This window comes from Actinoplanes sp. HUAS TT8, from assembly GCF_051380535.1.
In the GTDB taxonomy this organism is placed as follows: Bacteria; Actinomycetota; Actinomycetes; order Mycobacteriales; family Micromonosporaceae; genus Actinoplanes.
Genome location: NZ_CP195646.1, coordinates 3438395 through 3460151 on the forward strand (window position 1 = coordinate 3438395; position 21757 = coordinate 3460151).

Annotated in this window: 23 protein-coding genes; 8 read left to right on the forward strand and 15 right to left on the reverse strand. The window is 70.3% G+C overall.

Features of this window, described 5'->3' with window-relative positions:
• Positions 1-75: 75 nt before the first annotated feature.
• Positions 76-1965, forward strand: coding sequence for a PAS domain S-box protein (locus ACSHV8_RS15380; protein WP_436533555.1), 1890 nt, complete (start codon positions 76-78; stop codon positions 1963-1965).
• On the opposite strand, the gene ACSHV8_RS15385 is transcribed toward ACSHV8_RS15380, so the two are convergent.
• Positions 1962-2288 carry a TraR/DksA family transcriptional regulator gene (locus tag ACSHV8_RS15385; protein ID WP_436533557.1) on the reverse strand — a complete coding sequence of 109 codons (327 nt, stop codon included), beginning with the start codon at positions 2286-2288 and terminating at the stop codon, positions 1962-1964. The genes ACSHV8_RS15380 and ACSHV8_RS15385 overlap by 4 nt on opposite strands.
• 15 nt (positions 2289-2303) lie before the next feature.
• Positions 2304-2846 carry a hypothetical protein gene (locus ACSHV8_RS15390; RefSeq protein WP_436533559.1) on the reverse strand — a complete coding sequence of 181 codons (543 nt, stop codon included), beginning with the start codon at positions 2844-2846 and terminating at the stop codon, positions 2304-2306.
• A 138-nt stretch (positions 2847-2984) separates the two neighbouring features.
• On the opposite strand from ACSHV8_RS15390, the gene ACSHV8_RS15395 reads away from it, so the two are divergent.
• The gene (locus ACSHV8_RS15395; protein WP_436533561.1) at positions 2985-4919 is read left to right on the forward strand and encodes an FAD-dependent oxidoreductase; all 1935 of its coding nucleotides are present in this window, start codon (positions 2985-2987) and stop codon (positions 4917-4919) included.
• A 143-nt stretch (positions 4920-5062) separates the two neighbouring features.
• On the opposite strand, the gene ACSHV8_RS15400 is transcribed toward ACSHV8_RS15395, so the two are convergent.
• The 3 genes from ACSHV8_RS15400 to ACSHV8_RS15410 form a co-directional block, all read right to left on the reverse strand.
• On the reverse strand, positions 5063-5968 hold the full coding sequence (locus ACSHV8_RS15400) for a hypothetical protein (RefSeq protein ID WP_436533563.1): 906 nt from the start codon (positions 5966-5968) through the stop codon (positions 5063-5065).
• Positions 5969-6236: 268 nt separating this feature from the next.
• A complete protein-coding gene (locus ACSHV8_RS15405; RefSeq protein ID WP_436533564.1) occupies positions 6237-7064 on the reverse strand; it encodes a phosphotransferase family protein in 828 nt (275 codons plus the stop codon).
• Between the two features lie 6 nt (positions 7065-7070).
• Positions 7071-7562, reverse strand: coding sequence for a TetR/AcrR family transcriptional regulator (locus tag ACSHV8_RS15410; RefSeq protein WP_436533566.1), 492 nt, complete (start codon positions 7560-7562; stop codon positions 7071-7073).
• 84 nt (positions 7563-7646) lie between these two features.
• Here ACSHV8_RS15410 and ACSHV8_RS15415 point away from each other — a divergent pair, with 84 nt between their 5' ends.
• The 3 genes from ACSHV8_RS15415 to ACSHV8_RS15425 are packed head-to-tail and all read left to right on the forward strand — an operon-like array spanning position 7647 to position 10545.
• On the forward strand, positions 7647-8714 hold the full coding sequence (locus ACSHV8_RS15415) for an FAD-dependent monooxygenase (protein WP_436533567.1): 1068 nt from the start codon (positions 7647-7649) through the stop codon (positions 8712-8714).
• Positions 8715-8749: 35 nt separating this feature from the next.
• On the forward strand, positions 8750-9397 hold the full coding sequence (locus tag ACSHV8_RS15420) for a hypothetical protein (protein WP_436533569.1): 648 nt from the start codon (positions 8750-8752) through the stop codon (positions 9395-9397).
• Entirely contained in the window at positions 9394-10545 is a 1152-nt protein-coding gene (locus ACSHV8_RS15425; RefSeq protein ID WP_436533571.1) for a PrsW family intramembrane metalloprotease, read from the forward strand. Before ACSHV8_RS15420 ends, ACSHV8_RS15425 begins: the two co-directional genes overlap by 4 nt.
• A 271-nt stretch (positions 10546-10816) precedes the next feature.
• Here the strand turns inward: ACSHV8_RS15425 and ACSHV8_RS15430 are convergent, their stop codons facing one another.
• The 5 genes from ACSHV8_RS15430 to ACSHV8_RS15450 all read right to left on the reverse strand — a co-directional run bounded on the left by ACSHV8_RS15430 (position 10817) and on the right by ACSHV8_RS15450 (position 13681).
• Entirely contained in the window at positions 10817-11155 is a 339-nt protein-coding gene (locus ACSHV8_RS15430; RefSeq protein ID WP_436533573.1) for a GNAT family N-acetyltransferase, read from the reverse strand.
• On the reverse strand, positions 11155-11394 hold the full coding sequence (locus ACSHV8_RS15435) for a hypothetical protein (protein WP_436533575.1): 240 nt from the start codon (positions 11392-11394) through the stop codon (positions 11155-11157). The genes ACSHV8_RS15430 and ACSHV8_RS15435 overlap by 1 nt, the downstream gene beginning before the upstream one ends.
• Positions 11395-11972: 578 nt before the next feature.
• Positions 11973-12176, reverse strand: coding sequence for a hypothetical protein (locus tag ACSHV8_RS15440; RefSeq protein ID WP_436533577.1), 204 nt, complete (start codon positions 12174-12176; stop codon positions 11973-11975).
• A gap of 584 nt (positions 12177-12760) precedes the next feature.
• The gene (locus ACSHV8_RS15445; RefSeq protein WP_436533579.1) at positions 12761-13213 is read right to left on the reverse strand and encodes a hypothetical protein; all 453 of its coding nucleotides are present in this window, start codon (positions 13211-13213) and stop codon (positions 12761-12763) included.
• A 150-nt stretch (positions 13214-13363) separates the two neighbouring features.
• Entirely contained in the window at positions 13364-13681 is a 318-nt protein-coding gene (locus ACSHV8_RS15450; protein ID WP_436533581.1) for a hypothetical protein, read from the reverse strand.
• Between the two features lie 119 nt (positions 13682-13800).
• Here ACSHV8_RS15450 and ACSHV8_RS15455 point away from each other — a divergent pair, with 119 nt between their 5' ends.
• Positions 13801-13977, forward strand: coding sequence for a hypothetical protein (locus tag ACSHV8_RS15455; protein ID WP_436533583.1), 177 nt, complete (start codon positions 13801-13803; stop codon positions 13975-13977).
• Positions 13974-14372 carry a hypothetical protein gene (locus ACSHV8_RS15460; protein ID WP_436533585.1) on the forward strand — a complete coding sequence of 133 codons (399 nt, stop codon included), beginning with the start codon at positions 13974-13976 and terminating at the stop codon, positions 14370-14372. The genes ACSHV8_RS15455 and ACSHV8_RS15460 overlap by 4 nt, the downstream gene beginning before the upstream one ends.
• 82 nt (positions 14373-14454) lie before the next feature.
• On the opposite strand, the gene ACSHV8_RS15465 is transcribed toward ACSHV8_RS15460, so the two are convergent.
• The 3 genes from ACSHV8_RS15465 to gabT form a co-directional block, all read right to left on the reverse strand.
• The gene (locus ACSHV8_RS15465; RefSeq protein WP_436533587.1) at positions 14455-15177 is read right to left on the reverse strand and encodes a class I SAM-dependent methyltransferase; all 723 of its coding nucleotides are present in this window, start codon (positions 15175-15177) and stop codon (positions 14455-14457) included.
• A gap of 94 nt (positions 15178-15271) precedes the next feature.
• Positions 15272-16654: an NAD-dependent succinate-semialdehyde dehydrogenase gene (locus ACSHV8_RS15470; RefSeq protein ID WP_436533589.1), complete on the reverse strand. Its 1383-nt coding sequence runs from the start codon at positions 16652-16654 to the stop codon at positions 15272-15274.
• Positions 16651-17982, reverse strand: coding sequence for a 4-aminobutyrate--2-oxoglutarate transaminase (gene gabT / locus ACSHV8_RS15475; RefSeq protein ID WP_436536774.1), 1332 nt, complete (start codon positions 17980-17982; stop codon positions 16651-16653). The genes ACSHV8_RS15470 and gabT overlap by 4 nt, the downstream gene beginning before the upstream one ends.
• Positions 17983-18049: 67 nt before the next feature.
• Between gabT and ACSHV8_RS15480 the strand changes: the two genes are divergently transcribed.
• The gene (locus ACSHV8_RS15480; protein ID WP_436533591.1) at positions 18050-18934 is read left to right on the forward strand and encodes a LysR family transcriptional regulator; all 885 of its coding nucleotides are present in this window, start codon (positions 18050-18052) and stop codon (positions 18932-18934) included.
• Here the strand turns inward: ACSHV8_RS15480 and ACSHV8_RS15485 are convergent.
• Positions 18931-19800: an ATP-grasp domain-containing protein gene (locus ACSHV8_RS15485; protein ID WP_436533593.1), complete on the reverse strand. Its 870-nt coding sequence runs from the start codon at positions 19798-19800 to the stop codon at positions 18931-18933. The genes ACSHV8_RS15480 and ACSHV8_RS15485 overlap by 4 nt on opposite strands.
• A 64-nt stretch (positions 19801-19864) precedes the next feature.
• Positions 19865-21757 carry a putative bifunctional diguanylate cyclase/phosphodiesterase gene (locus ACSHV8_RS15490; protein WP_436533595.1) on the reverse strand — a complete coding sequence of 631 codons (1893 nt, stop codon included), beginning with the start codon at positions 21755-21757 and terminating at the stop codon, positions 19865-19867.

Below are 21757 nucleotides of genomic sequence, written 5' to 3' on the forward strand. Positions count from 1 at the left end.
CGAACGGACGACGCAGCCGGGGGCGGGGTGGAGGCACGGACCGGCGCCCGAGGGCGCCAGGGCACGCGCGAGAGGATGCCCGAACTCGGCTTCGACCAGTTGATGGCCCTGATCGACCACACCTCCGCGGTCATCTACATGCGGGACTCCAACGGCCGCTATCTGCTGGTCAACCGCGAGTACGAGCGCCTGTTCGACCTGCGTCGTGAGGACATCGTCGGGCTCACCGACCACGACCTGTTCCCGCTCGACGTGGCCGACGCGTTCCGTGAGAACGACCGGCAGGCGCTCGCCGGGGGCGTGCCGGTCCAGATGGAGGAACACGCGCCGGGCGACGACGGCGTGCGCACGTATCTGACGGTGAAGTTTCCGCTCATCGACGCGGCCGGAACGCCGTACGCGGTAGCCGGTATCTCGACCGACATCACCGAGCGGAGCCGGGCCGAGGCCGCGCTGCGCGACAGCGAGGAGCGCTTCCGGCTGCTCGCCGAGCACGCCCAGGACATCATCTTCCGCTACCGGCTCGGGCCGGCGCCGGGGATGGAGTACCTGAGCCGGGCGGTCGAGTCGATCACCGGATACCCGGCCGAGGACTTCTACGCCGACCCGCGGCTGATCGTGAACCGGATCGAGCCCGAGGACCGGACCGCCTTCGAACAGTCCTGGCGGGGGCCGCGCTCCGGGACGACCACGTTCCGGCTGCGCCGGCGCGACGGCGAGGTGGTCTGGATCGAGCAGCGGGCCAGCGCCATCCCGGACGACGCGGGCGAGGTCGTCGCCGTCGAGGGCATCCTGCGCGACGTCACCGAGCGGATGGCCGCCGAACGCGAACGGGCCGTGCTGGAGCAGCAGCTGCGCCAGTCGGAACGGCTCGACTCGCTCGGTCAGCTCGCCGGCGGCATCGCCCACGACTTCAACAACATCCTCGCGGTGATCTCCGGGTACGCCGACATGCTGACCGACGAGCTCGGCGAGGATCACCCGGGCCGGCCCGACGCGGCCGGCATCAAACAGGCCGCCGCCCGCGGTGCCGGGCTGACCCGCCAGCTGCTGATGTTCAGCCGCTCCGAACCCTCCCAGCCCGAGCTGCTCGACCTCAACGCGGTCGCCTCGGACATGCTGCGGCTGCTCGGCCGCACGCTCGGCGAGGACATCGAACTGGGCACGGCCCTGATCCCGGGCCTGCCGCCGGTCGTCATCGACCGCAGCAAGATCGAACAGGTCGTGATGAACGCCGTGCTCAACGCCCGGGCCGCGATGCCGTCCGGCGGGCGCCTGACCATCGGCACCAGCCGCGAACACGGCAGCGACGGCGATCTGGTCTGCCTCGCGGTCACCGACACCGGCACCGGGATGACCCCGGAGGTCCTGGCCCGCGCGTTCGAGCCCTTCTTCACCACCAAGGGACGGGGGAGCGGCACCGGGCTGGGGCTGGCCACCGCGTACGGCGTGGTCACCGACGCCGGCGGCACGATCAGCCTGGAATCCGAGCCCGGCCACGGCACCACGCTGCGGGTGCGGCTGCCGGCCGGGGCCGCGGGCGCCCCCGGCGTCCTCCCGGCCGCCCCGGTCGCGTCGGCCAAGGCCGGTGACGGGCGGCGGATCCTGGTCGTCGAGGACGAGGAACAGGTCCGCGACATCGTCTGCCGGCTGCTGCGCAAAGCCGGTTACCAGGTGTTCGCGGCCCCGCACCCGGCCGAGGCGCTGCGCCTGTGCCGCGAGGAGGCCCTGGAGTTCGACGTGCTGCTCAGCGACGTGATCATGCCCGGCATGTCCGGCACCCAGCTCTACGACGAACTGCGCCGCGACCGCCCGTGGCTGCCGGTGCTGTTCATGTCCGGCTACACCAGCGGCCCGGCCCCCGGCGGCAAGGAACTACCGGCCGACGCGCCGCTGATCCGTAAGCCGTTCGAGGCGCAGACCCTGCTCAACGAGGTCCACCGGGTCGTCACCGAGCGGGTCTAGGCGCAGGCGATGCAGTGGCGGGCGAACGGCCGCGCGATCAGGCGCTCCTCGGCGATCGGGCGCCCGCAGCCCTCGCAGATGCCGTAGGTTCCCGCCTCCACCCGGCTCAGGGCGTCGTCGACCTCGGCGATCCGCTCCCGGGCGGCGGCCAGCAGCGCGGTCAGCTGCGCCCGCTCGAAGCCGATGGTCGCACCCTCGGGATCGTGCTCGTCGTCCGCGTTGGAGTCGCGCGACGCCGTGAACAGCGCGTGCAGGTCCCGGTCGAGCGTGGCCGCCTCGGCCTCCGCCCGCGCTCGCAGCCGCAGCAACTCGTCGCGCACCATCGACCCAGCCTACGGTCAGCTGACCGGGATGCCGTGGTGCTGGAGCAGGCCCATCAGGTTGTCGAGGAACGTGTCACGGCCGTTGACGATGGCCACCGGGACGGCGATCGGCTTGTCGTGCCGGGGCACGAGCGCATAGTGGAGCAGCGTGCCCTTGTTCTCGCCGCGGGTCTGGAGGACCGGCTTGAATTCGGTGAGCTCCGGCCACACGTACGCGCGCAATGTGCCGTTTTTTCGGTGCACGAAACCGTTCGTGAAGACGTGGAACGACTGGGCGCCGATGATCAGCACCCTTATCGCGTTGATGACGAAATAGAGGACCATGAAGCACAGGAACAGTGCGATGACGTGCAGAATCTCCCAGAAGAAGCCGTCGGCGTCGCGGCCGAGGTAGCTGAGCAGCAGAAGCAGGCCGAAGACCACGGCCGACCCGACCAGCAGACCGAGGCCGCGGGTCACCGGGTTGGGCAGTTTCCGGGTGTCGACGAGATGTCCGAGGCCCCGGCTCAGGGCGAGGGCGGTGACGTCTTCGGGCGGTTGTCCGGCGATCGGTTGCATGAACGGGTCCCCCTTGTCGGCGAATTGCTGCACCCGGGTGTACCGCCGGGCCGCGGACCGGGTTCACAGCGACCCCCATCGTCGTACATTGATGCTTCAACGACGTCCTTCTCCAATGGATGCAGGAGGCCCGTTTCCGTGACCCCGGACCAGACCCAGGTGCTGCGACTGCTCTGCGACACCGTGGTGCCCCCGATCGACCATCCCGACGACGCCGACGGATTCTGGGCGCGCCGCGCCACCGATGTCGGCGCCGACCTGGGCGTGCTGACGACCATCGCGGCCATGCCCACCGACCAGCAGCAAGCCCTCGGCGCCCTGCTCGACGCCCTGGCCGCGCAGGGCTTCCCGGCCGCCTCCCAGCAGCAGCGGGAGCAGATCCTGGCCGCTCTGGGGCCCGTCGTGGCCCCACTGACCAGCCTCATTCTTCTTCTGACGTACGGCCTGCCGGACGTCACCGGACGCAATCCGAACTGGAGCCGGCTCGGCTACCCGGGCCCGCCCGCCCGTCCGCAGCCGCCCGACAAGCGGCCGATCACCCCGCTGCGCCCGGCCGGCGACCTCGAACTCGACGCCGACGTCGTCGTGATCGGCTCCGGCGCCGGTGGTGGTCTGATCGCCGGGCGGCTCGCCGCGACCGGCGCCCGCGTCGTCGTCCTGGAAGCGGGCCGCTACCGCGGGGAGAGCGACTTCCACCAGCTCGAACTGGCTGCCTACCAGCAGTCCTACCGCCGGGGCGGCCCCACGCCGACCGCGGATCAGAACATCACGCTGATGACCGGCGCCGGACTCGGCGGCGGCACGGTGATCAACTGGACGAACTGCATCCGGACGACCGACCGGGTCCGCCGGCAGTGGGCCGCGCACGGCCTCGACGACGTGGCCACCACCGCGTTCGACAAGCACCTCGACGCCGTATGGCGGGAACTGTCCGTCAACGATCAGTGCTCGGAGTTCAATCAGGCGCACGAAGCCATGCGGCGCGGTGCGGAAACGCTCGGGTGGTCGTTCGCGACGGCCTACCGCAACTGGGACGAGAAACGGCACGACACCCTGGTCGCGGGCGGTCTCGGATTCGGGGACCCGTCCGGCGCGAAACAGTCGACGCTCAAGGTCTACCTGGAACCGGCCGTCGCCGACCACGGTGTGCGGGTCATCGACGGATGCGCCGCCGACCGCATCCTGGTCACCGGCGGCCGGGCCACCGGCGTGCTGGCCGGATGGACCAGCGAGGACGGCTCCCGGCAGGCCCAGGTCACGGTCCGTGCACCGATCGTCGTCCTCGCCGCGGGCGCCCTGGACTCCCCGGGCGTGCTGCTGCGCTCGGGAATCGGCGGGCCGGCGGTGGGCCACCACCTGCGGTTGCACCCGTGCACGGTCACCCTCGGTGACTACGGGACGGACATGAAAGGCTGGTGGGGTCCGCCGCAGGCCGCCCTGGTCAACGAGTTCGCGGCGGTCGAGGACGACTACGGCTTCCTGATGGAGAGCGTCCAGTACACGACCGGTCTCGGCGCGTCGGCGATGCCGTTCACGACCGGTGCCGAGCACAAACGGGCCATGGCCGACTACCGCAACTACGCCTCGTTCATCGGACTGATCCGTGACCGCGGCCACGGGCGGGTGACGGTCGACGAATCAGGTCAGACAACTGCCTGGTATTCGATAAAAGACGATTTGGACGTACGGAACAGCCGGCGCGCCATCGAGGCCCAGATCCGCCTGCACCACGCGGCCGGGGCGCGCGGAATCAGACTGCTCGGGCACGGCCTGCCGGCGTGGGAATCGGGGCAGGACCTGGACGCCTACGTCGAACAGGCCACGAAGATCCCGCTGAGCGCGGGTGGGGCGGTGCTCTTCTCGGCGCACCAGATGGGCAGCTGCCGGATGGGAACGGACCCGGCGACAAGCGTGGCCGACCCGCGCGGAGAACTGCACGACACGGCCGGCGTGTGGATCGGGGACGGGTCGGCGTTCCCGACGTCGTCCGGCACCAACCCGATGATCACGATCATGGCGCTGGCGTCACGGACCGCCGAGAACATCGCCCAGGCAGCGAGCCGAGCTGGTTAGACCCCACCCCCCTGGGGGCTGACCGCCTCGGATCCATTGTTGCAGGAAGTCGCCGCCGCCCGCTCAGGCCCTGTGGACAAGCGGCCAGTGTGGACAACGTCCGAGCGGGCGGCGAAGCGACTACGGTGGAGGCGCGAACGGACCTACATGATGTTGCCGCCGCGCCAGCGGTGATTGAACGCCGGCATGCCGGCCGGCCGATCGATCCGCCGGATGTCCTCGAGGTCGGCGGCGATCCGGTCGCGCAGAGCCGGATTCCCGTCCAGCACCACCGGCGACGTCACCGTGTAGGCCTCTTCGACGTAGGTGAGCAGGAACTCCGGGGACAGCCGCCGGATCTTCCCGGCGCTGAGACAGAAGAACTCCCGCTCGGAATACCCGGTGATGGCGACACAGTGACTGGACAGGCTGCCCGGCGTCGCGTCGTACACCGGGCCGTACCCGGGCACGTACCAGGAATCCCGCAGCACCCCCGACCCGTCCTTGATCGACTGAGGGAGCGACAACCCGACGAGCACACCCCCGAACCGGGTCACCGCATCGCGCAGCTGCTCCAGGTTGCGCGGCTCGATCTCCAGGAAGGAGCGCGCCTCCGGAAGCAGCCCGGCCAGCGGCTGCTCCTTGTGCACCCACACCTTCAACGCCAGCAGCAGGCTGGTCCCGAAGTCGTTGTGGGCCTCACGATGGCCGGAGTTCGGCTGCACGGTGGCCCGGGCCAGCGCGGCCGGACCCGGATCACGCCGGAACGGGGACACCTTCTCGTAGATCTTGAGAGTGTCCTCCAGGGTGGGGTTGTACTGCTCCTTCGCCGCGGCGTACCAGGACTGGGCGACCAGCGCCATCGCGGCGGGCACGCAGTTCTGGAAGCCGACGTCGCCGACCGGCTCACCGGCCGGCAGGTCGACGAGCACATCGCCCAGATGGAAACGGCCGTCGGGCTGCAGTCCGTGCCGCGCCACCACGGGATCGTCGAGGTATCCGGAGTACTGACCCATCTGCAGAGTCCGGATGTCGGTTTCGGCCGCCAGACGGCCGGCTAGAGCGTCCATGGTCACCCTTCGCGTAGAGCCCACTGAGCGTGAAGAGGCTATCGCCGACCGTGCTGATACGGACTGGCAGATTGACGACAGCTGTGCCTCATAGGGGCTCCGGTGATCTCGGCGATGGCCGCACATCGACGGCCGCGCCGCCTCCATCCGCGGTCGCGCGGGCTCCGGCTCCCCGGCCAGCGTCAGAGCCACCGGGAGCGGGAGCGGCAGCGGCGGTGGTAGCGGGCGCGGCAGTGTCAGTGGCTGGGGAATTGGCGGTGGCTGGGGATCAGGCGGTGGGGAACAGCCACTCCACGGCGGACAGGGACTTGTCGACGTAGCGGCGGCGGCCGGTCTCCAATCCGTACTCCAAGTCCTCCAGCAGGGCGCAGCGCGCGTAGAAGACGGCGCGGTCGCGGAGCTCGGCCGGGGGCGGGGCGGCTGGGCCCAGGTCGCGGAAGAGCAGGCCGTAGTCATACGCGGGATCGGTCAGGGCGGCGTCGCTCCAGTCGATGACGCCGGTGACCGCCGATGTCCGCGGGTCGACGAGGACGTGCTCGATGCCCAGGTCGTTGTGGGAGAACACCAGGGTGGACGGGCCGGGCGGCGGCGTGGCGGTCAGGAACCGCTCGACCCGGGGGCGGAATCGGGCCGGAACGCGGTCGGCGACCATCGGGAAGATGTCCGCGGCCTCGGCCAGCCACTCCGGCAGGGGCTGGTCGTCGACGTCCACCAGGCCGCGCAACTGGTCGAGCGGCACGGCGTGCAACGTGCGGAGGAAGTCGGACAGGGTTTCCGCGATCCGGGGCAGGTTCGCCGGCTCGGTGACCTCGATCAAGGGGATGCCGGGGAGCTTGCGGTAGGCCAGGCAGTCCTGCTGGGCCTCGGCGGGACCGAACACCGGCTCCGGAACCGGCAGGGGCGAGACGGACTGCAGGGCGGCCAGCAGCTGAGCCTCGCGGCTTGTCCGATCCGGATCAGGGGACTTCCCGAACCGTACGAGCAAATCGGTGTTGATCTGGAAAACGACGTTGTCGAGCCCGTCGCCGAGCAGCGCCACGGACTCGGCCACGAAGCCGGGAAGGGCTGTGGCCAGGGCGCTGCGGACGTCGGGCATCGCGGGTCACCCCTCCTCGGCCTGGGCGTGGAGCTCGACGACCACCTGCGCGCCGTCGGGCGCCTCGTCCGGGTCGATCAGCCATTGGATCATCAGGCCGGAGAGCACGGCCAGCGGCACCGAGCCGCCGAGGCCCTGGCGACTCTGCCGCAGGGCGTCGGCCAGCCGCTCGCGCAGCTCGGGGGAGTGCTCGGCCTGAACGGCGGCTTCGAGTTGCGCCATCCACAACGGGCGATGGGTGTCGAAGGTGTCGATCAGTGACTGCCATCGCTCCTGGTGGGAGTGGCCCTGCGAGCGCTCGGCGACGGTCGCGGAGAGCTCCTCGACCGCCTCGACCAGGGCATGGATGAGCAGTGACTCGCGGGAGCCGAAGTGATAGCCGATCGCGGCGTGGTTGACCCCGGCGGCCGTGGCGATGTCACGCACCGTCGTGCGAGCCCAGCCGCGCTCGGTCAGGCACTGCTTCGCGCCCTCGATCAGGGCCTCCCGGTTTCCCACGCCGCGATCGTACCTCATTCCTTAACCGCATGGTTTATCCGCTTGGATTGACCGGATGGATAAATCGGGGCTAGGGTCGTCGGCATGAGGAGCGCACTGATCTCCGGCGCCAGCGTCGCCGGACCTGCCCTGGCCTGGTTCCTACGGCGTGACGGATGGGAGGTGACGGTCGTCGAGCGAGCACCCGGCCCGCGGACCAGCGGTTATGCGGTGGATTTCCGCGGTGACGCGATCCCGGTGCTGGCGACCATCGGCATCCTGGACGAGGTCCGCGAGCATGAGATACACATGCGCGGCACGCTCCTGGTGGACGCGTCCGGCACGACGGTCGGGAATCTCCCGGCGTCCACCTTCGCGGGCGAGCTTGAGGTGCCGAAAAGCGTGCTGACCGGCATCCTGCAGCGGGTGGCCGACGTGACCTACCTGTTCGACGACACGATCACCGCGCTCGTCCAGCACGACGACCGGGTGACCGTGTCCTTCGAGCGCGCGCCGACCCGGGACTTCGACCTGGTTTTCGGAGCCGACGGGGTGCATTCGGCGGTCCGCCGTCTCGTGTTTCCCGGCGGCGATCCGATCCAGCATCTCGGCATGTCCGGTGTGGGCTTCACCACCGCGAATCATTTCGGGCTGCATCATCGTGGCCGGTTGCAGGCCGAGCCCGGCCGCGCGGTGTATGCCTTCTCGGCCGAGGATCGGTCGCGGATGACGGTGAGCCTGTCCTTCGCCACCTCGGCCGCGCTGCCCGATCGGGCCGCACACGAGGCCGCCGCCCGGGAGCTCTTCGCAGATCAGCCGCGGCTGCTGGCCGACATGGCGACCGCCGACGACTTCTACTTCGCGGCCACCTGCCAGGTGCATCTGGACCGGTGGTCGACCGGGCGGGTGGCGTTGCTCGGCGACGCGGGGTTCTGCGCCGCGCCGACCAGCGGCATGGGCACCTCGCAGGCGCTCGTCGCCGCGTCCACCCTGGCGCGCTGCCTGGCCGTGCACGGCGAGGATCACACGACCGCTTTTGAACAGTACGAGAAGGAGTTGCGTCCCTACATCACGGAGAACCAGAGGCGCGGCCGTGAGGCGGTCGCCGGGTTCGGTGGTCTGGTGACCGACCGGAATCCGGCGGTCATCGATTCGTCGCCGGCCGGCTGTTAGCGTCGGGATTCGATCCGCGGCTTGGGGGAGGGCACGTGGCGGCATCGGCCATGCTGAGTCCAGAAGATCATCGCTGGCGGGATCGGTGGGTGCCGGTCGAGCACCGATTCCTCGGCCTGGACCGGAGAACCCTGCTGCCGGCGGCGCTCGTCGCGTTGCTGGTGGCGCTCGCACTGTGGATCGTGCCGGGCATCGACGACGCCGTCCCGGTGGACAATCCGACCCGGGCCGGTGACGTGGTCCAGGTCGGGCCGGGGGTCGAGTTCGTGCCGGTGACCGGGGCGAACCTGGTCGACGGGCTCCGCCGTGGCGAACTCACGACCGGTGGCAGCTATCCCGATCACGTCGTGCTGACGTACGAGGGGGTCACCTTCCGCGTCGTCGCCGACACCTACGACGGCACGCCGGCCCAGTTGCTTGCCCAGATCAGGAAGAACAACGAGGGCTTCCGGGACAACGGTGGCTTCCGGGTGACCGGCGATCCGGTCACGCTCACCAACAGCGCGGGGGATCGCGGCGTGATCGCGCACTTCGACGGCACCGACGCCAAGGGCCTGGTCGCCGCCTTCGTCTTCGGCCAGACCGGTGTGGAGATCATCGCCATCGGGCCGGAGAGCGTCGACGAGAGCTCTACGCCCGCGGTGACCGACATGATCCGTTCGGTCCGGGCGGTGGCGGCATGACCTCGCCGGTGGCCGAGCGGGAGGCCGCGATCGAACGTACCGGGTGGGGCAACCGGTTCCAGCCGTGGCAGCCGCGCAACGCCTGCTTCTGGGTCTACGTCGCGGTGGTCGGATACGGGTTCTGGTACGCGTTCGGCCTGGTCGACTCCCAGGTCCGGGTCTACGGGCCGGCGCTCGCCGCGGCCAGCGTGATCTTCGCGGTCTACGGGCTGCTGTTCTGGTGGTTCACCGCGCGCATCGACCGGTATTCACGGCAGCCGGTCGGGCTCGGAGCGGCGGCGTTCGTGTGGGGCGCGTTCGGGGCGACGTGGACCATCGCGATCAACGGCAACACCAGCCTGATGAACCTGTACCAGAAGCTCCTCGGCCAGGACTTCGTCCTCGACTGGGGGCCGGGGCTGACCGCGCCGTTCTTCGAGGAGCTCGGCAAGGGCGCCGGTGTGCTGCTCCTGCTCTACCTGGCCCCGCGCGTGGTGCGGACCGCATATGACGGGTTCATCCTGGGCGCGTTCTGCGGGCTCGGCTTCGAGATCCTCGAGGACATTCTGTACGCGTTGCAGTCCGCGCCCGACGAGTTCGGTTCGCACCAGCTCCGGACCAGCCTGAGCACGGTCTTCCTGCGCCTGTTGACCGGGTTCTCGTCGCACATCCTGTACTCGGCGGTCTTCGGCGCCGGGCTGATCTACCTGCTCGGCACGCCCGGTCAGCGGCGGCGGCCGGCTCGGGGGCTGCTCCTGATGCTGCTCGCCATGCTGCTGCACTTCCTGTGGGACTCGACGAGCGCGTTCGCGCAAGGCAGCGGGACGGTGCTGCTCGGACTGCTGATCGGGATCACCCTGCTGGCGTTCGCCATCGTGATCACGGTCTTCCAGATCACCGTGCGGCCGGAGCGCCGGGCGATGCGGGCGGTGATGGCGCCCGAGGTCGACGCCGGCGTGCTCAGCCCGGACGAGCTGGCCGCGCTGTCGGGTGGGTGGCGGCAGCGGCGACGGTACCGGTCCGGTGGCGGCAGCGGCGATCGGCGACGGCGTAAGCATCGGCTGGAGGCCGCCCATGACCTGGCCGACCAGCTGGCGGCCTCCGGCGGTGCGGAGACCGACCGGGTTCGCTTCACCCGATCCGAGCTGGCCCGCTATGCCGTGGCCTGACCAGCTCGCCGCATCGTCGGGTGACTGCGCTGCGCCTGGATTGGCGGGTGACCGCGCTGCGTCCGGATTGTCGGGTGGCGGCGCTGTGCCTGGATTGTCGGGTGTCGGCGCGGCGGTCGGTTCGGGCGATGGTGCCGTGCCGGCGAGCGGCCGGGGTTTTAGGCGCCGAAGCGGCGGTGGCGGGCCGCGTAGGAGCGGAATCTCCACGATTGCGGCGCAGGAATTTCACCGGCGGCGGCCTATCGGCGTACGGCGGAAATCGTCTTTTGAATTACAGCGTTCCGCGGCGGGCGGTCCACATCTCGCGGGTCAGTTCGTATTCGACCTCGCCGTTCTCCGAACCGGGCAGCGGGTCGTCCCAGAGGGGGTGGAACGTGCGGACATATCGCATGCCGATGGTCTCCATGACGCCGCGGGAACCGATGTTGACGGCCATCGTCTGCGCGATCACCCGGCTCTGGCCGACAGTGTCGAACGCGTGGCGCAGCAGCATGCGGGATGCCTCGCCGGCGAGGCCCTGCCGCCAGTATCGCCTGGCCAGGCGGTATCCGAGCTCGGCGATCGTCGGGTCGTCGGGCTGATCCTCGCCGTGCGCGGGCGGCAACATCATCAGGCCGACGAACTCGCCCTCGGTCTCGGTCTCCGGCGCGGTGGACTCCGGCGGCCGCCCTCCGAACCGAAGGCCATCCAGTAACCGAGGCCGTCGACCCTGGTGGCCAGGGCCATGCGTTCGGCGTGCGAGGTGACGACCTCGTCCCGGGTGCGTGCCCGCCCCCAGATGTATCGGAGGACCTCGGCATCGGCGTCCAGTTCGACTTCGAGCTCGAAATGGCGGTCCGCGAGGGGCACCAGGAGGAGGCGATCGGTCCGCAATGTCGGTTGGCCCATGACGTCACCCAAACACATGGTCAACGCCGGGGCGAACACATTTGCCATGGGGTCCGCCGACGTGGGCGGGTGAGAGCCGGGGCTTGACTGCCGCAGTGTGTGCATGCCGGGCGGGGCCGTGCCGGGGCTTGGCCGGGGTTGCGCCGGTGGGGTTCAGGTGTGCCATCTTGCGCCCGTGTCAGGCGGGGCTGGATGGGGTGGTGCAGCGCGGGGCTTGGGCCGCGCCCTGCCGAGGGGCGCTGAGGCTGCGTTGTCTTGTGTCGGCGCCGGGCGGGGTTGGGCTTGGGCCTGGGCCGAGCCGAATGGGGCGGTGTCCGTGTGTGACGGGCAGCGATAGCTGTCACCCGGACAGCGATAGTTGTCACCGTGATCGTTTCGTTTGATACGACGACAACCCCCGCGGCACGACCGCCCAGGAGACCAGCACCGAGGTCCGTCGGGGCCTTCGCGAAAGGTTGTCCGCTGCTGATCGGCCTGCCCGCAGTCCCAGAAACGATCGCCACGCCGACCGGGCATTTAACCGGCGCCGCGGAGGTCAGTTATCTGGCGCTCAACACGTGTAGGAGTTGGTGGCGGTGTGCAGGGTGGCGGCCGAGGGGTGCGCTGGCTTTGGCGAGGGTCATCGGCGCGACCAGGACGCCGGCGAGGGTGGCGTAGCGGCGGGTGTCGTAGCGCTCGGCGAGGATGACCGGTTTGGCGATGGTGGCCACGCCGAAGCCGATGCCGAACCCGACCACCGCCACGATGGGCCGCCAGTGCTGGCGCCGACGGCGGGAAGCAGCAGGGCTGCAGCGGCCTGGATCGCGAAGATGCCGGCGGTGATGGTGGTAGTTCGGTGGCGGCGCTGGAGGCCGGTGGAGATCAGCCGTCCGGCGACGGACAGGACGCCGAGCGGGCCGGCGATGGTGGCGGCGAAGGCGGGTGGGTGGTCCCAGGCGGTGAGGGCGGCGACGGCCCGGCAAAAAGCAGACCTTACTTCCAGCTCGACTCACGCAGCCGAGTCAATAATCGTCGGGCAGTAGCGCGGCGGCCGGCTCGTGATCGGGTTGCAGGCCTCGCCAGGACGCCGACCCGTTGCCGACGCGTATCCGGCAGCGCTACCCGTTGATCGTGGCGCTACCACCAGGCTAATGAGCAAGAGAGCCGAGAACCCTGGGGCCTGCAACGTCTAGGCGTCGTCAACGGGATCGTCGGGCAAGGCTCCGGTTGGGGCATCGAGTCGCAGTCGATAGCTGCCCCGTCCTGAGCCCCGCCCTTACCGATCAAAACCACTGTCTAACTTGCGCTGACCTGCAAGATGGGACTGGAAGGGCTGAGTTTATGCTTGTCAGCAGGGGGTCGACTTGAAGCACTTCTTGTACGCAATCACACCGTTCTGGTCGACGAGGGTGACCTTCACGTATGCAGCGCCGCCAGTGACATCAGCCTGCACCGTGAAATCGAACGGGCGGGAGATAGTGCTAGTGCCCGTATTATGGTAAGCGGGGTCGCCCGCACCATCCAGGAACACGTCGGACCCATTACTGTTGTAGTAATAAGTACCCGCCTGTGTCCCGCGCCAGTTGCCGGCAGTAATCGTCGTGGACCCAACGAGGCGGACACTCTGATTGAACCAAGTGATATTGCCCGTGCTGAAGGTATTGCCGTACGTAACAGTGAAGGTGGTCGTCGGGTAGGCGGCCTCGGCGGGGCTGCCGATTCCAACGAGGGCTGTTGCCGCAATGGCAGCCGACACGACCCCGGCGCGTACGGCCGTTGCTTTTCGGGCAAGGTTGATCACTTCAGCATCCTCACGCTCACGCGACCCAGGATCGATTGATCTTGGCGCTTTAACTCTAGTGCCCATCGTCGATCTTTCGCCAGATCTCCGTCTCGGCGTGCAGTGCCGCCTGGCCAGAGCCACGGCGGCCTTGCCGGTACGGCATCAACGTCATGTTGGGCTATCGCCTGGAGCGGCTGGCTGTGGTGGTTGGTCGATGCGCCATGCAAGGTCGGCCGCGTACCGCTCGCAGACGGCGTCAAGCTGGGGGTAGTACCGGTGGGGTTCGTTGTTGCGGGCGCGCCACCAGGCACGGTCGATGTCCAGGCTGCGGTCTTCGGGAGCGCCGGGCCGGAAGCCGGGTGCGGACCGGCGGTGCGGGGCGAATCGGTGTTCGCCCTGGGTGACTTTGGTCCAGATCAGCGCGGAGACGGTGTTGCGTTTCCGGTCGGCCCGGTCGGTGCGCCCGGCCTTGGGTAGTTCGGCCACGCTGTCCGTAACGTGTCCGCGCCGTCTTGTGTTCGTGTTGGGTGGTTTGGCGCGGGGTTGGGTGTGTGCCCGGGGAATGGTGGCTAGGAGGAGTACGAAAGGGCGGTTAGTCTGTGGGAATGGAACAGGACACCAGTTCGAAACTGAGCGTCGAGGATATTCACGCGCGCATGGGGCTGGCCGTCACCGACGAGGGCAAGGCGCGGGCGCGGCAGCGGCGGCGTAAGGCTGAGCGTGCGCGTGACACCGAGGGGCGGGCGGCGTTCCTCGCCGGGCTGCGGTCGCGGCCCGCGTGACGGAGGGGCGGGACGCCAAGCTGGTCCTCGACACGTCGGCGATCACGGCGTGGGTGCGCGGGTCGGTTGCGGTCGGCGAGACTCTGGCCGAGATCAACGACGAGAACGGTGCGGTGATTCTGCCGCTGTGGTGTCTGGTCGAGGCCGGTCACAACACGGCGATGATCGACCGGGAGCGGCTGGATCTGCTGATCGCTCACCCGGCCACGTTCTTGATCACCGATGACGCCGAGGACTGGGATTCGCTCGTGGCGTTGCGGTCGCTGACCGGGCGGGCGGACTGTGCCTCGGCGGCGATGCTCGCCCTTGACCTGGGCGTGGATGTGATGACGGCGGATGCGCGGTGGTACAAGGGTGTCGCCGACGGGCGGATCGTTCTGCAGATCGAGGAATGACGGGTCCCGCGCACGATCGTGCAGCATCGGTTTCGAGGGGTCGCTGCCGGCCGCGGGTGGGGCGGCCGGGCGTGTCGGGGCGTCAGGCGGCCTCGAGGACCAGGAACAGGAAGCCCAGGAACGAACCCGAGGGCGAGGTCACGAGGTCGGGGAACACGTCGTGGGCTTCGGGGGCGGGTGGCGGTTCGCTCACGGCCGTGATGCGGAAGCCGGCGGTGAGGAACTCGGTGAGGATCGTGTGCAGGGGGCGGTGCCAGAACGTCAGCACGGCGGTCCGGCCGCTGAACGTGAACTCGTCGGACCATTCCTCGACGGCGAAGTAGTCGCCTTCGGGCCGGAGCATCTTGTAGATGAGCGGATGGTTGACGGCGACGATGAGCCGGCCGCCGGGGACGAGCACGCGGCGTAACTCGGCGAGGGGTGCCTGCCAGTCCTGCAGGTAGTGCAGGACCAGGCAGGCGACGGCGTCGTCGAAGGCGTCATCGGGGTACGGCAGCGGGGCGCCGCCCAGGCCGCCCTGGTGCAGCGGGGTGTCGTCGCCGAGCCGCTTGCGGGCCAGGGCCAGCATCTTGGCGCTGGGCTCGATGCCGGTCACGACGGCCCCGCGATCGCGCAGGGATTCGAGCAGGGGGCCGGCGCCGCAGCCGACGTCGAGGATCCGGCGGCCGGTGACGTCCCCGGCCAGGTTCAGGACGGCCGGGCGGGCGTAGTAGGCGTTTTCCAGGCTGGACTCGGTCTCGGCGGCGTACGCCTCGGCGAAACTGTCGTAGTCGGTGAACACGGCCTGCTCGGGGTCGGGAGACATGCGGGCGAGTCTGGCAGGCCCGATCAACTCACGGTGGGCTGCGAGGCGGCGGCCGCTCGGGACCGAGAGCGGCCGCCCATCGCGATTCGGCGGTTCAGGAAGGCCAGGCGACGCTCAGGTAGTGGGTCTCCTGGAACTCGCGCAGCCCCTCCCGCGCACCTTCCCGGCCGAGGCCGCTCTGCTTCACGCCGCCGAACGGGGCCGACGGGTCGGAGACGAGGCCCCGGTTGATGCCGACCATGCCGGCCTCGACCGCTTCGCCCAGGCGGATGGCGCGGGCCAGGTCGGACGAGAAGACGTAGCCGGCCAGGCCGTACTCCGTGGCGTTGACCTGGGCGAGCATCTCCGCCTCGTCGGACCAGGTGACGATCGGGGCGACCGGCCCGAAGATCTCCTCCTGCAGGATGGCGGCGTCCGGGGCGACGTCGACCAGGATCGTCGGCGGGTAGAAGTGGCCGGGCAGGGCGGGTGTGGCCGCCTGGTGCGAGATCCGGGCGCCGGCCGCGACGGCGTCGGCGACCGCCCGGGACACCCGGCGCAGGGCCTGGGCGCTGATCAGCGGGCCGATGTCGGCGCCGTCGGCCGCGGCGCCGACGGTCAGCTTCTCGACGGCGGCGCCGAAGCGGGCCACGAACGAGGACGCGACCGCCTCGTGGACGTAGAAACGGTTGGCCGCGGTGCAGGCCTGGCCGCCGTTGCGGAACTTGGCGATGAGCGCTCCGGCGACCGCCGCGTCCAGGTCGGCGTCGTCGGTGACGATGAACGGGGCGTTGCCGCCCAGCTCCATCGACGAGTTGACGACGCGGTCGGCGGCGTGGCGCAGCAGGACCCGGCCGACCGCGGTGGAACCGGTGAACGAGATCTTGCGGACGCGCTGGTCGCTCAGCCACGCGCCGACCACGGTGGCGGCGTCCGTGGTGGTGACCATGGTGACCACGCCGTCCGGGACGCCGGCCTCGGTCAGCAGGCGGGCGATGGCCAGTGCGGTCAGCGGGGTCTCGGCGGCCGGCTTCACCACCGCCGTGCAGCCCGCGGCCAGGGCCGGGCCGATCTTGCGGGTGATCATCGCGGCCGGGAAGTTCCAGGGCGTGACCAGGGCGGCGACGCCGACCGGGCGGTGCGTGACCAGGGTTCGGGCGCCACCGGCGGGGGCTTCGCCGTACTCGCCGCCGGGGCGGACGGCCTCCTCGGCGAACCAGCGGAAGAACTCGGCCGCGTACGTGACCTCGCCCGCCGCGTCGGTCAGCGACTTGCCGTTCTCCCGGGCGATCAGTTCGGCCAGCGACGCGCGGTCGCGCAGCATCAGCTCGAACGCGCGGTGCAGGATTTCCGAGCGGTGCCGCGGGGCGGTCCGCGACCAGGCCGGGAACGCCTGGTGGGCGGCGTCGACCGCGGCGCGGGCGGCGGTGACGTCCTGGTCCGGTACCTCGGCGACCGGCGTCAGCGACGCGGGGTCGACCACCGTGATGGTGCTCATCGGATCTCCTCGAAGGCGGCGGTGATGACGTCGAACGCGTCGTCCAACAGGTCGTCGGAGATCGACAGGGGCGGCAGGAAACGAAGAACATTTCCGTACGTGCCGCAGGTCAGCACGATCACGCCACGCTGGTGGGCGTAACGGGCGACGTCGCGGGCCAGCCGTGGATCGGGTTCGGTACCGCCGGCGCGGACGAGTTCGACGGCCAGCATCGCCCCTCGACCCCGTACGTCGCCCAGGCGGTTGTCCTTGATCTGGATTTCCCGCAAGCGGGAGTGAACCCGGGCCTCGATCTCACGGGCTCGCGCGACGAGGCCGTCGGCCTCGATCGTCTCGATCGCGGCCAGCGCGGCGGCGCACGCGATCGGGTTGCCGCCGTAGGTGCCGCCGAGGCCGCCCGAGTGCGGCGCCTCCATGATCTCGGCGCGGCCGGTCACCGCGGAGAGCGGCAGACCGCCGGCGATCCCCTTGGCGGTGACGATCAGGTCGGGGACGACGCCCTCGCGGTCGCAGGCGAACCAGTCGCCGGTGCGGGCGAAACCGGTCTGGACCTCGTCGGCGACGAAGACGACGCCGTTGGCGCGGCACCACGCGGCCAGCGCGGGCAGGAAACCGTCGGCCGGCGCGATGAAACCGCCTTCGCCCTGGATCGGTTCGATGACCAGCGCGGCCAGATTGTCGGCACCGATCTGCTTCTCGATCTGGTCGATGGCGCGAGCGGCGGCGGCTCGACCATCAAGACCATTGTCACGGTACGGGTATGAGCCCGGCGCCCGGTACACCTCCGGCGCGAACGGGCCGAACCCGTGCTTGTACGGCATGCTTTTCGCCGTCATCGCCATCGTCAGGTTCGTCCGGCCGTGATACGCGTGATCAAAAACGACCACGGCGTCCCTGCCGGTGTGGGCCCGGGCGATCTTCACCGCGTTCTCCACGGCCTCCGCACCGGAGTTGAACAGCACGCTGCGCTTCTCGTGATCACCGGGAGTGACGCGGTTCAGCGCCTCGGCGACCGACACGTAACCGTCGTACGGCGTGACCATGAAACACGTGTGGGTGAACGCCGCGACCTGCTCGGTCACCGCGGCGACGACCCGCGGCGCGCTGGCCCCCACGGTGGTCACCGCGATGCCGGAACCGAGGTCGATCAGGTGGTTGCCGTCGACGTCGACCACGATGCCGCCCTCGGCGCGCGCCGCGAACACCGGCATGGTGGTGCCGACGCCGCCCGCGACCGCAGCCAGCTTGCGTTCCATCAGTTCCTGGGAGCGCGGACCGGGCAACTCGGTGACCAGCCGGCGTTTCTGTTCGAGGCTCACATCCAACAGTGTGTTCACCTGGGACTATGCTCGTCCAAGTCCTGTTGGGCTGGATGTGCATGCCTGGGAGGCATAGGTGGAGCTGCGACTGCTGCGGTACTTCGTCGCGACCGCGGAAGCCGGCACGGTCAGCGCCGCCGCGGCCGCCCTGCATCTCACGCAACCGTCGCTGTCCCGCCAGATCCGGCAGTTCGAACGCTCCCTCGGGATCGAACTGTTCGACCGCACCGGTGGCCGGCTGGAACTGTCCACGGCCGGGCGGGCGCTGCTGCCGCAGGCCCGGGACGTCCTGCAGCGCGTGGACGCGTTCCGGGTCGCGGCCATGGTGGCCGCGTCGGGACGGCTGGAACGGCTGACCATCGGGGCGCCGACGGTGACACTGACCGATGTGGTGTCGCCGTTCATCGCGACACTGGCCCCCGAGGACCCGACCGCGGACGTGCTCGGGGCTGACGGACTGTCACCGGTGGAGACGTTGCGGCTCGGGGCCGATCTGGCGATCGGGACCGTACGGGCACCCGATCCTTTTCAGTCCCTGGCGCTGGCCGTGCTGCCGGTGTGGGCGTACGTGGCCGCGGAACATCCGTGGGCCGGGCGGTCGTCGGTGCCGCTGGCCGAACTGCTCACCGAGACGCTGATCGTGCAGCCGGTGGCGTTCACGGCGCGGCAGTCCCTGGAGGCGGCGGTCACGGCGGCCGGGGCCACGTACACGTCGGTGATCGAGGCGGCCAACGGGACCGTGGCCCAGGCCCTCGCCGCGGCCGGGCGGGGGATCGCGGTGGCGTCCGACGACCCGCGGTTCGGGCTGGCGGCACTGGCGGTCGATGTGGGCGGGCGCGACCTCAGCATCCGGCTCGCCGCCGTGTGGGACTCGCGCCACGCGGCGGCGTCGACGTTGGCGAACTTCGCCGGACGGTTGGGGGCATTCGTGAGAAACCGGTACGACGCCCCGGCCGGCTAGACCCGGTGGGCGCCGGTCAGTGCGGCGATCAGGTCGGCCGCCGGGGTGGTGCGGGGGCGGTCGCTGACCTGGCCGTCGCCGATCTCCACGAGTCGCCACCGGCCGTCGTCGCGCCGGGTCAGGTCGGCCGTGACGAAGGGCAGGTTCAGGGCGCGGATCGACGGCGCCAGGAAGGTCGGGTCGAGGTCGGCCGCTGGGAGGTCGTCCGGGGTGTCGGGGTGGGCGGTGACCAGGCGACAGTCGCCGCCGGCCCACCAGGTGCGGGCCTCGGCACCGGTGAACGACTCGAAGCGGCGCAGGACGAAACCGCCGGTGAACTCGTCCTCGCGCAGCTCACGGAACCGGGCGGCGACCTTCCAGGCCGCGTCCGGGTCGGCGACCGAGGGGATGTACGCGGCCTCGGCCCAGTGGTGCTTCATCGACTTCGTGTAGTCGCGCAGTACCGCCGCGCCGCTGCCCAGCGCCGCGCAGGCCGCCGTGAAGTCGTCCCGGTCGTCGCCGGTGGTCCAGACGGTCTCCGGGGTGTGCGCGGCCGCCGTCGCATACCAGCCCGGCAGTTCGTGCGCCCCGCGGTAGTCGGAGGCGCTGGTCCGCAGGGCGACCCCGCGCCGGGCGAGAGCGTCCGCCAGGGCCTCGTAGGCCGGGGCCCGCAGCATCCAGCCGCGATAGACGGCAGCCGTGCGGGTGGGGTGGTCGGCCGCCGGAATCCGGGCCACCGCGGCGTCGGCCGAGCCACCACGGGCCAGCGCGTCGTGGTCGATGACCGCGACCTCGATCCCGGCGTCACGCGCGGCCGACACCTCTTCGGCGAAATGTTCGTCGGGACGGCGGGGGCGCAGGACGTCCGCGGGCACCAGCAGCAGCATGCGGCGAGCGTAGAGCGTGCCGCGAAGATCGACTACGAGATATCGGGACGCGGGGCCGCGGTGGCTAGCCGGACCTGCCCACGGTGACCGGGATCGAGCGGGGGTCCAGGCAGACCTCCTCGGCCGGCACCGGGCGGGCGAAGAAGTAGCCCTGGGCGGTGTCGCAGTGCAGTTCGCGCAGTGCCTCGGCGGTCGGGGCGTCCTCGACGCCCTCGGCGACCACGGTCAGGCCCAGGTTGTGGGCCAGGTCGACGGCGGACGCGACCAGGGCGTGACTGCTCGGGTCGGTGACCATGTCGGCCACGAAGGAACGGTCGATCTTGAGCTCGTCGACCGGGAGGAGTTTCAGGTAGGCGAGCGACGAGTATCCCGTACCGAAATCGTCTATTGATGTTTTGACGCCCAGCTCACGGATGCGATGCAGCGCGGCGATGGTGGTGCCCGGGTCGGACATCACGGTGTACTCGGTGATCTCGATGCAGAGCAGCGACCCGGGCACACCGGAGGTCTCCAGCAGGGCGGCCAGGCGGGCCGGGAACGTCTCGTCGAGCAGGCTGCGGGTGGACACGTTGACCGCGATCGCCACCCGGCGGCCCTCGTCCAGCCAGGCGCGGGACTGGCGCAGGGCGATGGCCAGCACCCGGTCGGTGAACCGGTGGATCAGGCTGGTCGACTCCAGGACGGGCACGAACTGGCCGGGCGAGACCGGCCCCTTGATCGGGTGGTGCCAGCGGGCGAGGGCTTCGACGCTGGACACCGAGCCGTCGTCGAGGCGTACTTTCGCCTGGTAGTGCAGCGTGAACTGCTCCGGGTCGTCGAGGCCGCGGCGCAGGTCGCCGAGCAGGCTGAGCCGGTCGGCGCTGTCCGGGCCGGCGTGCGGGGCGAAGCGGCGGAAACCCTCGTGCTGCTGTTTCGCCTCGTGCATGGCGCTGTCGGCGTGCCCGAGCAGGGTGCTCACGTCGTCGTCGGGCGCGGCGGTCGCGGCGCCGATGCTGATCTCCAGGTCGACGGTCAGGTCGCCGAGCTGGAACGGCTGGTCGAACGCCTCGCGCAGCCGTTCGGCGACGATCTCGGCGCGTTCGGTGTCGGTGTCGCGCAGCAGGATCGCGAACTCGTCGCCGCCGATCCGGGCGACCAGGTCGGTGTCGCGGACCGAGCCGGAGAGCCGCCAGCCCGCCTCGGCCAGCAGCCGGTCGCCGATGGACGGCCCGAGCTGGTCGTTGACCAGGCGGAAGCCGTCGATGTTGACGGTCAGCACGGTGAGCCCGGCGGTCAGGGCGCGCTGGGTGTGCGCGGTGAACGCGGCCCGGTTGGGCAGCCCGGTCAGGGTGTCGGTGGCGGCCAGGGTCTCGACCCGGATCCGGTGCGCGCGCAGCGTCCACACGAACAGGCCGAGCATGACGACGGTCAGACCGAGACTGATCACGCTGAGCCAGAACAGCCGTTGCGAGTCCTCGCGGGCCTCGGCGGCCCGGAGCACATACCGGTCCTGATGCCGGTCGCGCAGTTCCTGGAGCTGGGCCATGTTTCTCCGGTACGCCGGGACGATGCTCCCCTCCAGGAAGGTGACCGCCCGGGTGTGCTCCCCGCGGTCGAGCAGCTGCAGATACCAGATGATCTCCTGGCGCAGGTTGAGCTGCCGCTGACCGATGTTGCCGGCCTCGATCGCGTCGGCCCGCTCGTCGTCGATCCCGGACAGCGTCATGGTGGCCGCGTAGGCCTGCTGGTCGACGTCGAGCAGTTCCTCGCGCTCGGGCCCGCTCGGGTTGTTGGCCGCGCCCTCGATCAGTGCCATCTCCCGCGCCGACAGGTAGGCGGCCTGCTGGTACGCCGAGACCTGCCCGGCGGCATGGATGATGTCCTCGGTGATCTGCCGGTGCCGGCGGCTGTCCCACACCGCCGAGCCGGACAGCAGCGCGAGCACCACCACGAGCGCGCCGACGATCCAGCGCCGCAT